Raw genomic sequence first — 11,343 nt, 5'->3', positions numbered from 1 at the left:
CCCAGGCGCAGAGGGTGCCGCCGCGGCGAGCAGGACCACCAGGAGCAGGCCCAGGACGAACGAGGCGACGACTTCCCCGGGGCGGTCCGCGCCAGACCGACCGTCAGGGCGGTGGTGAACGGGGAGCCGAGCAGCGCGGCCAGGGCGCTGAACGAGGTGTAGGCGCCCAGCAGGCCGGTGCCCAGGGCCGCCGTGATCCGCGGGTCCCACGGGGCCGGCGCGGTACGGGCGCGGCCGTTGAGGAGACCGAGCAGGAAGGCGCCGAGCAGGTTCGTCAGGACCATGCCGGGCGTCGTCCCCAGGTCGTGCCGAGCAGCGCCGCGCCCGCGGCGTCCGCCAGCGCATGCGTCCCCGCGTTGAGCAGCACCCCCACGGCGCCGCCGAGGCCCACCCACAGGACCACGGGTCCGGACAGGCGGCGGGCGGCCGTCGTCGGGACGGAGGAGGCGGAGCCCGGACGAGAGGAGCCTGGACGAGAGGAGCCCGGACGGGAGGAGCCCGGGCGGGCCTGCTCAGCCATCGGCGCGCAGGCGGCCCAGCACCTCGTCATGCAGCAGGCCGTTGGTGGCCAGGGCGTTGCCGCCGTGCGGTCCTTCACGGCCGTCCAGGGAGGTGAAGCGTCCGCCGGCCTCGCGCACGATCGGCACCAGGGCTGCCATGTCATGCAGGGCCAGCTCCGGCTCGCACGCGATGTCCACGGCGCCCTCGGCCAGCAGCATGTAGGACCAGAAGTCGCCGAAGGCGCGCACCCGCCACACGTCCGAGGTCAGCTCCAGGAACGGGCGGATCTGGCCGCGCTCGCGCCAGCCCTCGAGCGAGGAGAAGGACAGGGAGGCGTCTGAGAGGTCGGAGACGCCGGAGACGCGGATGCGCTCGGCGCGGGTCAGGGAGGTGCCGGCGAAGGCGCCCTGGCCGTTCGCGGCCCACCAGCGGCGGTGCAGGGCCGGAGCGGAGACCACGCCGAGCACCGGCTCGCCGTCCTCCAGCAGCGCGATCAGCGTGGCCCACACGGGGACGCCGCGCACGAAGTTCTTGGTGCCGTCAATGGGGTCGATCACCCAGGTGCGGCCGTCGCGGCCCTCGGTCTCGCCGAACTCCTCGCCCAGGATGCCGTCCCGTGCGCGGGCCCGGGACAGGGCGGAGCGGATGGCCTCCTCGGCCGCGGTGTCCGCGTCCGAGACCGGTGTCAGGTCCGGCTTCGTGGACACCTCGAGGTCCAGGGACCTGAACCGGGACATCGTGAGCGAGTCCACGTTGTCCGCGAGCATGTGGGCCAGCCGCAGGTCGTCCGTGTGGTCCTTGTGCTCCCGCTGGGCAGGATTGCCGGCGGCGGGGGCGGTGGTGTCGGCTCCGGTGCTCTCCATGGGCCCCACGCTATCCTGTCCGGCCCGCTCCGGGCCGATCTCGGCCGCTCAGCCCTCCTGCGGCGCCTCCGAGGACTCCGAGCCCGGCTCGGAGGCACCGGCCCGGTTGGCCAGCAGCCGGCGCAGTGACTCGAGACGGTGGGGGCCGGCGGCTCCGGCCTTCCCGGCTTCGACCCACGGGTCCAGCCCGCAGTCGCCGTCCTTGCGCAGGTGGGTGCAGCCGGGCTGGCAGTCGGCGAGGGCGCCGGAGAGGTCGTCGAAGGCCTCGACCACGCGGTCCGGTTCCACCCAGCCCAGGCCGAAGGAGCGGATGCCGGGGGTGTCCACCACCCAGGTGTCCGGCATAGGAGTGCCGTCCGCGTCCGGCAGGCGCACGGCCAGCGCGGAGGAGGAGGTGTGGCGGCCGCGCCCGGTGACGGCGTTGACGTGCCCGGTGGCGCGCTCGGCGCCGGTGAGGGCGTTCAGCAGGGTGGACTTGCCGACGCCCGAGGGGCCCACGAAGGCGGCGGTGTGCCCGCGCAGGCGCTCGGCCACCCGGTCCACGAACGAGACGTCCAGATTGGTGTCCCCGGTCTCCTGCCCGAACACGGAGGCGCCGGAGGTCATGACCTCCAGGTCCAGGGCCTCGTAGTGGCGGACCAGGTCCGCCGGGTCCTTCAGGTCCGTCTTGGTGATGAGCAGCAGCGGGTGGATGCCGGCGTCGTAGCAGGCCACCAGGGCGCGGTCGATGAAGCCGGTGCGCGGCTCCGGGTTCGCCGCGGCCACCATGATCACCAGGGTGTCCGCGTTGGCCACCACCACGCGCTCCACGGCGTCCGAGTCGTCCGCGGAGCGGCGCAGCACGGTCTCGCGCTCCTCGATGCGCACGATCCGTGCGAGGGTGCCCTCCTGCCCGGACACGTCCCCGACGACGGCCACCCGGTCCCCGGTGGCGATCGGGTTGCGGCGCAGCTCCCGGGCGCGCATGGCGGTGACCAGGGCGTCCTGGCCGTCCAGGGAGACGGTGTAGCGGCCGCGGTCCACGGTGGTCACCATGGCGATCTGCGCGTCCTCGTGCTTCGGCCGCCGCTTGGTGCGCGGCCGGGAGCCCTTCTTGTTCGGCCGCACCCGCACATGCGACTCGTCCCAGGCGTTCGGGTCCACTCGACGGCCCACTCAGGCCTCCTCTCGGCGCACCAGCGCCTCCCACATCGCCGGGAAGTCCGGCATGGTCTTGGCGGTCGTGGCCACGTCCCTCACCCTGGTGCCGGGCACCGCAAGCCCGACGACGGCCGCAAAACGTGGCCATCCGATGGTCGTGGTAGGTCTGGGCCTCCGCCGGCCTCAGGTCCCCGGCGGCCCCGCGACCGGGGAAGTCCAGACGGTCGACGCCCTCGGCGACCGTCACGCCGAAGCAGGCGGCCTCGGCCGTGAGGGCGGCCAGGCGGTCGGTCTCGTGTCCGCGCAGGTGCCCGATGCCCGTCAGCTGCGTCGGGCCGTCCGCGAGCACGGCGAGGGCGGCCACGGTGGGGGCCAGCTCCGCGGTGTCCGGGACCTCGCCGGCTCCGGTGAGGAGCGGGGTACCGGAGGCGTCCCGGCCGCCGCGGACCTCGAGGACTCCGTGGGAAGGGTCCTGCGCGTCCGGGGTGAACTCCACCTGGGCGCCGAACGCCGGGAGGAGGCGCCGCCAGCGCTGCCCGATCTGGGTGGTCTCCGCGGGCCAGCGCGGGATGCGGACGGCGCCGCCGGTGACCGCGGCGGCGGCCAGGAACGGGCCGGCGTTGGACAGGTCCGGTTCCACCGTCACGGTGAAGGGCCGCGGCCGGGTGCCGGGGACGGTGAAGGTCCGCTCATCCACGGCGGTGGCGGGGACGCCGACCTCCCGCAGCGCGGCCAGGGTCATGCCCACGTGCTCCGGGCTCGGGACCGTGGCGCCGGTGTGGCGGACGGTCAGGCCGCCCGGGTGGGCGCACGCGCTGAGCAGGGCCGCGGAGAGGAACTGGGAGGACTCGGAGGCGTCGAGCTCGAGCAGGCGAGGGCCGTCGTCGTGCAGCCCGTCCGGGACGGTGAGGGTCAGCGGCAGACGACCGGGCTCGCCCGCCTCAGTGACCTGAACCCCCAGGCCGCGCAGGGCCTGGACGGTGGCGCCCATGGGGCGGACGCGGGCGCCGGGGTCCCCATCCAGGCGGACGACGCCCGGACGCAGCGCGGCCACCAGCGGCAGGAAGCGCATGACCGTCCCGGCCAGGCCGCAGTCCACGTCCACCGGGGCCGGGAGCGGCTCGCAGACCGGCAGGGGAGTGACGTGCAGGGCACCGTCCGGGGAATCGGCGAACGCGGCGCCGAGCGCGGTGAGGGCGGCGCGCATCAGGTCCGTGTCCCGGCTGCGCAGCACGCCGTGCAGTGTGCAGGGGCCGGAGGCGATCGCGGCCAGCACCAGCCAGCGGTTCGTCAGGGACTTCGAACCCGGCAGCTCCACCGTGCCCTCCACCGGACCGAGGGCGTGCGGGGCCGGCCACGGATCCGGCCAGGACGGAGCCGCCGCCGAGGGGACAGGGCGGGCGGAACCGGCGGAGTGGGGCGTCACGGGCGAATCGGGCACGGCCTCCAGCCTACCGAGGACGGACCGGGCGGGGCGGGGAATAGCGGCGTCGTCCACGGCGCTGACACCGGTGACACCCACGCCGTCCGTCTCCCCGGACGGCCGGCGAGGAAGGAGGTCGCCGCATGGCGCCCTGCATCGCACCGCCGCGACCGGCCGCCGTAGACTGGCCGGTGATGAGCGATCAGACCCCCGCGGCCGAGGACGGCCGCCCCCAGGAGCCGGCACAACGCCGCGAGCCGGCCCGGAACCAGGACCCGGCGGAGTACGCCCGCCCGGAGAACGCGCCGGAGCATGACACGGCGGACATCGACGTGGCCGCCGAGTCCGAGGCGGACCGCCGCGCCCGCTTCGAACGCGACGCCCTCGAGTTCGTGGACCAGCTCTACTCGGCCGCGCTGCGCATGACCCGCAACGCCCAGGACGCCGAGGACCTGGTCCAGGAGGCCTACACCAAGGCGTACTCGTCCTTCCACCAGTACCGCCCGGGCACCAACCTGAAGGCCTGGCTGTACCGGATCCTGACGAACACCTACATCAACCTCTACCGGAAGCGTCAGCGCGAGCCCCTCCAGGCGGACACGGACACGGTGGAGGACTGGCAGATGGCCCGCGCCGCCGAGCACACCTCCACCGGCCTGCGCTCAGCCGAGACCGAGGCCCTGGACCACCTCCCGGACTCCGAGGTGAAGTCCGCCCTGCAGGCCATCCCGGAGGAGTTCCGCCTGGCGGTGTACTTCGCGGATGTGGAGGGCTACGCCTACAAGGAGATCGCCGAGATCCTCGACGTGCCGATCGGCACCGTCATGTCCCGCCTGCACCGCGGCCGCAAGCAGCTGCGCGAGGCACTCTCCGACTACGCCGCCGGCCGCGGCATGGACGTCACCGCCACACCCGGCAAGGGGCGCAGGAAGACCACCGCTGCTCAGAAGGAGGCGACGCGATGAACCGCACCGACGGATGCTGCGGGGCCTTCGGCGAAGGCCACCTGGAGCGACTCTACGAGTACCTGGACGGCGCCCTCACCGAAGAGGACGTCGAAGCCGTCCGCCGTCACCTGGAGGACTGCCCGGACTGCCACGAGCAGGCCGCATTCGAGCAGCTGATCCGCTCCGAGGTGCGGCGCTGCTGCCAGGAGAAGGCACCCGAGCAGCTGCGGGCCACCATCGCATGCGGATGACCCAGATCCGCGTCACCCGCTACGAGTGAGCGGGGCCGGCGCGGGGGATCCTGTCAGCCGTTCCGCCAGACCGTGAAGGTCGCCGCGCCCGGCAGGCAGGACTCCTGCTCTCCGCCGCCACCGCCGACGTCGACCTGCTCGCCCTCGGCCAGCAGGAGCGTGCGGTCCTCGGCATCGGTGAAGACGAGGCCGTCCCCGGTCTCGTCCACCGCTCGATCCGGGAACACGGGCACCACGGCGGCGCCACCACCCTCGGGGGCCACCACGAGGCAGCCGTTGTGCAGCTTCAGCACACCGGTCAGCCGCGCGGCGTCTCCGGCCTCCTCGGCCGGGCCAGGATGCGTCGTCAGCGCCATGATCGTCACGTGCTGTCCGTCCGGGCTCTCGACGTCCTCCGCTCCCGTCCCCGCGTCCGCCTGGGTGCAGCCGCAGGCCAGCAGGAGTGCTCCGGCGCAGAGCGCGATCCGTCCTCCACGGTCCTTCATGATTCCTCCGCGGTCCTTCATGAGTGGTCCTCCTCGTGGACAGCCATGATCCTCCACCGGGGGCGCCCGACGGGCCGGACACGGCCGATCGATGCACAACCGAGACACAGGACGAGGGCCCTCACCCGTCGAACGGGTGAGGGCCCTCGTCGTCTGTGGGAACCTCAGCGGTCACCCCAGCACCTGGTCTCAGGCGTTGGGACGCTTGCCGTGGTTCGCGCCGGCCTTCCTGCGGTCGCGGCGCTTGCGGGCACGCTTGCTCATCCGCGCCACCTCCTTCTCGGTTGCGAACTTCACCCATTCTTCCATACCCCGGCGGGTGCACCGGTCGGGGAGGGACGAGGACGTCCTGTGCTGTCGTGGTCTGCGGGACTGTCGTGGTCTGTGGGACTCCGACGCGCCCCGGGCAGGGGAGCGGCCGTCGTCGTGTCTCCTGCCGGGGGTGCCGGCGGGGGAGATGTGGATCAGGCGGTCGGCTCCGGGACGCCGAGCCACTGATACCAGCCGCGGTGCAGCACGAGCCAGGCGATGAGGCCGTGGCCGGCCTGGCCCGGACGGCCCTGGCCGGCGGCCAGATCCGAGCGCCACTGCTCGTGGGACACCAGCGGGGTGAAGGTGTCCACGTAGACGGCGTGGCGGCGGTCGGCGACGTCCGCGTAGGCGGCGTTCAGCTCGGCCAGGCGCTGGTTGCGCTCCTCGTCCAGGGAGGGGGTCGGGCCCACCACAAGGGTGCGGATGTTCTTCTGCGCGGCCGAGTCCAGCACGTTGGCCAGGTTCAGGCGGGAACGGGCCGAGGACGTGGCGTCCAGGTCCAGGTCCGCGTCCGAGAGGGCCACCACCAGGCGGTTCTCCGTGGTCTCGTCGAAGCGGCGGGAGGCCTCGGTCCACCAGCGGTCGTTGAGCTGCTCGGTGGTCTCGTGCGGCACGGCCAGCACGTAGTTCTCCAGGCTCACGTCCGGGGCGCTGGTGCGGGCCAGGACGCGTCCCCACCAGCCGATCGCACGGGGGTCGCCGGCGCCGGCCAGGAGCTGGTCGCCGACGGCGGCGATGCGGATCTGGCGAGTGTCCACTTCAGGGACTCCTTCTGATCTTCTCTGCGGTGTACGGGTGTCTGTCCGGGAAGTGCCGCGGTCCGGCCCCGTGGGCACGGAGCCGGACCGCGGCGCTCACACGGAGCGGGTCAGAGGCCGAAGACGGCCTTCTGCAGGACCTCGGCCTCCTCGTCGTGGCGGCCCTTGGTGCCGGCGGAGGTCGCGGCCAGCGCCGGGCGGGAGACGAGGGAGACCTCGCGGTCCAGCTGCGGCACCAGGTTCAGGGCCATGAACGGCCACGGGCCCTGGTTGGCCGGCTCGTCCTGCGCCCAGACGACCTCGGCGTCCGGGTACTGGGCGAGCTGCTCCTTGATCTCGTCCGCCGGCAGCGGGTACAGCTGCTCGACGCGCACGATGGCGGTGGAGGTGTCCTCCTCCTTCGCGCGGCGGGCGACGAGGTCGTAGTACAGGCGGCCGGAGACCAGGACGACGCGCTTGACGTCCGAGGCCTTCACGGTGGCGTCCGGGATGACCGGCTGGAAGCGGCCCTCGGTGAAGTCCTCCACCGAGTTGGCGGCGGCCTTCAGGCGCAGCAGCTGTTTCGGCGTGAACACGATCAGCGGCTTGCGCGGACGGGCGTAGGCCTGCTCGCGCAGCAGGTGGAAGTGGTTCGCACCGGTGGAGGGGTTCACCACGCGCATGTTGTCCTCGGCGCACATCTGGAGGAAGCGCTCGATCCGGGCGGAGGAGTGGTCCGGTCCCTGACCCTCGTAGCCGTGCGGCAGCAGCAGCACGACCGAGGAGGACTGGGCCCACTTCTGCTCGGCGGAGGAGATGAACTCGTCGATCACCGTCTGGGCGCCGTTGACGAAGTCGCCGAACTGGGCCTCCCAGAGGACGAGTGCATCCGAGCGCTCCACGGAGTAGCCGTACTCGAAGCCGAGGGCGGCGTACTCGGACAGCAGCGAGTTGTAGACCCAGAACTTGGCGTCGGCGGCGGCGAGGTCCTTGAGCGGGGTCCACTCGTCGTCGGTGGCGCGGTCGTGGAAGACCGAGTGGCGCTGGGTGAAGGTGCCGCGCTGGGAGTCCTGGCCGGACAGACGCACGGAGACGCCCTCCTTCAGCAGGGAGCCGAAGGCGGCCAGCTCGGCGAAGCCCCAGTCGATGCCGCCGTCCACGGCCATCTTGGCGCGCTTCTCCAGCAGGGCGGTGAGCTTCGGGTGCACGGTGAAGCCCTCCGGGGAGGCCAGGTGGGCCTCGCCGATCTCGCGCAGCAGCTCGGCGGAGATGGCGGTGCCCTCTGGTGCCTCGGGCAGCCGGTCCTTCTCGCCGACCGGCTCGATGCCGGTGCCGACGGTCGGGATGGCCCCGGTGTGCACGGCGTGGGTCTCGGCGAAGGCCTGCTCCAGGCGCTGCTGGTAGTCCTTCAGCGCCGAGTCCGCCTCGTCCTGGGTGATGTCGCCACGGCCCACCAGAGACTCCACGTACAGCTTGCGGGTCGAGCGCTTCTGCTCGATCAGGTTGTACATGCGCGGCTGGGTCATCGAGGGGTCGTCGCCCTCGTTGTGGCCGCGGCGGCGGTAGCAGATCAGGTCGATGACGACGTCCTTGTTGAACCGCTGGCGGTACTCGAACGCCAGGCGGGCCACGTGGACCACGGACTCCGGGTCGTCGCCGTTGACGTGGAAGATCGGCGCCTGGATCGTCTTGGCCACATCGGTGGAGTACACCGAGGAGCGGGCCTGAGACGGCGGGGTGGTGAAGCCGACCTGGTTGTTCACGATCACGTGCACGGTGCCGCCGGTGCGGTAGCCACGCAGCTGGGACAGGCTGAGGGTCTCGCCCACCACGCCCTGGCCGGCGAAGGCGGCGTCGCCGTGCACCAGGATGGGCAGCACGGAGAACGAGTCCGGGTTCTCGGTGCCGTGGTTGAGGCGGTCCTGCTTCGCCCGGGCCACGCCCTCGAGGACCGGGTTCACGGCCTCCAGGTGGGACGGGTTCGCGGCCAGGTACACCTTGGTGCGGTTGCCGGCGTCGGACACGAAGGTGCCCTCGGTGCCCATGTGGTACTTCACGTCGCCGGAGCCGGAGGCGCCGCCCGGGGTGGCGCCCTCGAACTCGCGGAAGACCTGGGAGTAGGTCTTGCCGGCGATGTTGGTCAGCACGTTGAGGCGGCCGCGGTGGGCCATGCCGATGGTGACCTCGTCCAGGCCGGAGTCGGCGGCCTCGGAGAGCACGCCGTCCAGCAGCGGGATGAGGGACTCGCCGCCCTCGAGGGAGAAGCGCTTCTGGCCGATGTACTTCGTCTGCAGGAAGGTCTCGAACGCCTCGGCGGCGTTGAGGCGGCCGAGGATGCGCAGCTGCTCCTCGCGGGTGGGCTTGGCGTACGGGCGCTCCAGCTTCTCCTGGAACCAGGCGCGCTCGGACGGGTCCTGGATGTGCATGTACTCGACGCCGATGGTGCGGCAGTAGGCGTCGCGCAGCACGCCGAGGATGTTCCGGAGGGTCAGGACGGATTTGCCGCCGAAGCCGCCGGTGGGCCACTCGCGGTCTAGGTCCCACAGGGTGAGGCCGTGCTCGAGGATGTCGAGGTCCGGGTGGGAGCGCATCGTGTACTCGAGCGGGTCCACGTCCGCCATGAGGTGGCCGCGGTCCCGGTAGGCGTGGATGAGCTGCTGCACGCGGGCGACCTTGCCCACCTGCTCCTCCGGGTTGACCTGCATGTCCTGGGCCCAGCGGACGGGCTCGTAGGGGATGCGCAGGTCCTCGAAGAGGTCGTCGTAGAAGTCCTGCTCGCCCAGCAGCAGGCCGTGGACGATCTTGAGGAACTCGCCCGAGCCGGCGCCTTGGATGACGCGGTGGTCGTAGGTCGAGGTGAGGGTGATCGTCTTGGAGACGGCCAGGTCGTTGAGGGTGGACTCGGAGGCGCCCTGGAACGCGGCCGGGTAGGTGAGCGCGCCGACGCCGATGATGGCGGCCTGTCCCTTGGAGAGGCGGGGCACGGAGTGCACGGTGCCGATGCCGCCCGGGTTGGTCAGGGAGACGGTGGTGCCGGCGTAGTCGTCCATGGTGAGCTTGTTGGCGCGGCTGCGCTTCACCAGGTCGTCGTAGGCGTTCCAGAACTCGAGGAAGTTCATGGTCTCGGCGGCCTTGATGTTCGGCACCACGAGGGAGCGGGTGCCGTCCGGCTTCGGCAGGTCGATGGCGATGCCGAAGTTCACATGGGCCGGCTCCACCATGGTGGGCTTGCCGTCGCGCTCCTCGTAGGTGACGTTCATGGACGGCATCTGGCCGAGGGCCTTCACCACGGCGTAGCCGATGAGGTGGGTGAAGGAGACCTTGCCGCCACGGGAGCGGGCGAGGTGGCTGTTGATGACCACGCGGTTGTCGATCAGCAGCTTGGCCGGGAGGTCCCGCACGGTGGTGGCGGTCGGCATGGACAGGGAGGCGTCCATGTTGGAGGCGACGGCCTTGGCCATGCCCTTGAGCACGGTGGCCTTCTCCTCCTTCTTCTCACCGGACTTCTCGGAGGCGGTCGGCTCGGAGGGCACGGCCTTGGAGGAGGAGGTGGACTTCCTCACGCCGGAGGCGGACCTCTTCGCGGCGGGCTTGTCCTTCGCGGAGGAGGACGTCGACGGGGCCTTCTTGCCCGGGTCCTCGGCCGGCGAGGACTCCTTCTTCTCGGCCTTCTCGGGCTTCGTGGCGGACTTCTGCGCCGCGGGCTGGGTGGCCTCGAGCCGAGCGAAGATCTGGGCCCACTGGGAGTCCACCGACTTCGGATCCGCCTGGTACTTCCGGTAGATCTCGGCGACGAGCCTCTCGTTGCCCGGGAACTCTTCGGCGAGTCGGTCGGTCGTGAGCTCTGGCACTGTGTAACGCCTCTTCTCTGAGTGATGCTTGGTCAGCGGTGCACGGAACGGCGCCGGGCGGCGCCGGCCGTCTCCACGGTCGGCCCCGCGGGGTCGGCCATGCGGCCGCGATCTCACCCCTGCCGGCTCCGCCCGGTCCGGCCCGCGCCCGGTGGCGCACGCACGGCGGAGAGGGCAGGTGAATCGCCTTCTGTTCATCATAGTGTTCCCAGGCGGCGTTCTGGCCACTCCGGACGGCCGGTCCTCCTCGTCCGTCTCGGGTTCCCCGCCGGGCCGGATGATCTGGGACACTGGCGCCATGCGCTTCCTCACCCGCCCGACCTCGGACCTCACCTACTCGGACGTCTTCCTGGTCCCCTCCCGCTCCTCGGTGACCTCCCGCATGGACGTGGACATCTCCACGGACGACGGCACCGGCACCACCGTCCCGCTGGTGGCCGCGAACATGACGGCGGTGACGGGCCGGCGCATGGTGGAGACCATGGCCCGGCGGGGTGGCCTGGGCATCCTCCCGCAGGACGTGGACCCGGAGGTGATCGCCGGGGTCACTTCTCGGGTGAAGGCGGCCCACCCGGTGTTGGACACCCCGTTGACGGTGGGCCCCAAGGCACCGCTGCTGGACGCGCTGCACCTGTTCGACCGCCGCAACCATGACGCGGTCTGCGTGGTGGACGACGACGGCCGCCTCCTCGGCCTGCTCACCCGCGCCGACTGCGAGGGTCAGGACCGCTGGGCGGCGGTCGGCTCCGTCATGGCCCCGCCCGTGCTGGTGCTCGCCGCGGACGAGGTGCCCTCCGGCGCTCCGGGGCAGATCGCCGCCTCCGCCCGGGCCG

At 72.1% G+C, this 11,343-nt stretch carries 10 protein-coding genes and 2 pseudogenes; 3 read left to right on the top strand and 9 right to left on the bottom strand.

The genetic code is table 11. The features are described 5' to 3' along the window. The 5 genes and pseudogenes from AC2W7A_RS04765 to AC2W7A_RS04745 form a co-directional block, all read right to left on the bottom strand. Positions 1-284: pseudogene (locus tag AC2W7A_RS04765) on the bottom strand (hypothetical protein); the annotation flags it as partial. After that, positions 275-520, bottom strand: a complete 246-nt coding sequence (locus tag AC2W7A_RS04760) for a hypothetical protein (RefSeq protein WP_485990349.1) — start codon at positions 518-520, stop codon at positions 275-277. The pseudogene AC2W7A_RS04765 and the gene AC2W7A_RS04760, both read right to left, overlap by 10 nt. Next, positions 513-1,364, bottom strand: a complete 852-nt coding sequence (gene hisN, locus AC2W7A_RS04755) for a histidinol-phosphatase (protein WP_485990348.1) — start codon at positions 1,362-1,364, stop codon at positions 513-515. The genes AC2W7A_RS04760 and hisN overlap by 8 nt, the downstream gene beginning before the upstream one ends. Before the next feature lie 48 nt (positions 1,365-1,412). Next, on the bottom strand, positions 1,413-2,519 hold the full coding sequence (gene rsgA, locus AC2W7A_RS04750; protein WP_485990347.1) for a ribosome small subunit-dependent GTPase A: 1,107 nt from the start codon (positions 2,517-2,519) through the stop codon (positions 1,413-1,415). A gap of 184 nt (positions 2,520-2,703) precedes the next feature. Continuing rightward, positions 2,704-3,780: pseudogene (locus AC2W7A_RS04745) on the bottom strand (3-phosphoshikimate 1-carboxyvinyltransferase); the annotation flags it as partial. A gap of 341 nt (positions 3,781-4,121) precedes the next feature. Between AC2W7A_RS04745 and AC2W7A_RS04740 the strand changes: the two are divergent. After that, positions 4,122-4,892, top strand: coding sequence for a sigma-70 family RNA polymerase sigma factor (locus AC2W7A_RS04740; RefSeq protein WP_485990346.1), 771 nt, complete (start codon positions 4,122-4,124; stop codon positions 4,890-4,892). Continuing rightward, positions 4,889-5,125: a mycothiol system anti-sigma-R factor gene (gene rsrA / locus AC2W7A_RS04735; protein WP_485990345.1), complete on the top strand. Its 237-nt coding sequence runs from the start codon at positions 4,889-4,891 to the stop codon at positions 5,123-5,125. Before AC2W7A_RS04740 ends, rsrA begins: the two co-directional genes overlap by 4 nt. 53 nt (positions 5,126-5,178) lie before the next feature. On the opposite strand, the gene AC2W7A_RS04730 is transcribed toward rsrA, so the two are convergent. The 4 genes from AC2W7A_RS04730 to AC2W7A_RS04715 form a co-directional block, all read right to left on the bottom strand. Next, positions 5,179-5,631 (bottom strand): hypothetical protein, encoded by a 453-nt coding sequence (locus tag AC2W7A_RS04730; protein ID WP_485990344.1) that lies wholly within the window; start codon positions 5,629-5,631, stop codon positions 5,179-5,181. A 168-nt stretch (positions 5,632-5,799) separates the two neighbouring features. After that, the gene (locus AC2W7A_RS04725; protein ID WP_485990350.1) at positions 5,800-5,874 is read right to left on the bottom strand and encodes a 50S ribosomal protein bL37; all 75 of its coding nucleotides are present in this window, start codon (positions 5,872-5,874) and stop codon (positions 5,800-5,802) included. 200 nt (positions 5,875-6,074) lie between these two features. Further along, the gene (locus tag AC2W7A_RS04720; RefSeq protein ID WP_485990343.1) at positions 6,075-6,680 is read right to left on the bottom strand and encodes a GDSL-type esterase/lipase family protein; all 606 of its coding nucleotides are present in this window, start codon (positions 6,678-6,680) and stop codon (positions 6,075-6,077) included. Positions 6,681-6,790: 110 nt separating this feature from the next. Continuing rightward, positions 6,791-10,510 (bottom strand): multifunctional oxoglutarate decarboxylase/oxoglutarate dehydrogenase thiamine pyrophosphate-binding subunit/dihydrolipoyllysine-residue succinyltransferase subunit, encoded by a 3,720-nt coding sequence (locus tag AC2W7A_RS04715; RefSeq protein WP_485990342.1) that lies wholly within the window; start codon positions 10,508-10,510, stop codon positions 6,791-6,793. A gap of 277 nt (positions 10,511-10,787) precedes the next feature. Between AC2W7A_RS04715 and AC2W7A_RS04710 the strand changes: the two genes are divergently transcribed. Beyond that, positions 10,788-11,343, top strand: a 556-nt coding sequence (locus AC2W7A_RS04710; RefSeq protein ID WP_485990341.1) for an IMP dehydrogenase, incomplete at its 3' end; no start/stop codon positions are given.

The organism is Micrococcus sp. LASM2_SD2, from assembly GCF_057364565.1.
Note: the sequence above shows the minus strand (reverse complement) of the source record. Positions and strands in the feature narration are given on the sequence as shown.

Excerpts from the sequence above, each read along its gene's own strand:
- AC2W7A_RS04760 (WP_485990349.1), bottom strand. The coding sequence starts at position 520 with ATGGCTGAGCAGGCCCGCCCGGGCTCCTCCCGTCCGGGCTCCTCTCGT.
- hisN (WP_485990348.1), bottom strand. The coding sequence starts at position 1,364 with ATGGAGAGCACCGGAGCCGACACCACCGCCCCCGCCGCCGGCAATCCT.
- AC2W7A_RS04740 (WP_485990346.1), top strand. The coding sequence starts at position 4,122 with ATGAGCGATCAGACCCCCGCGGCCGAGGACGGCCGCCCCCAGGAGCCG.
- rsrA (WP_485990345.1), top strand. The coding sequence starts at position 4,889 with ATGAACCGCACCGACGGATGCTGCGGGGCCTTCGGCGAAGGCCACCTG.
- AC2W7A_RS04730 (WP_485990344.1), bottom strand. The coding sequence starts at position 5,631 with ATGAAGGACCGCGGAGGAATCATGAAGGACCGTGGAGGACGGATCGCG.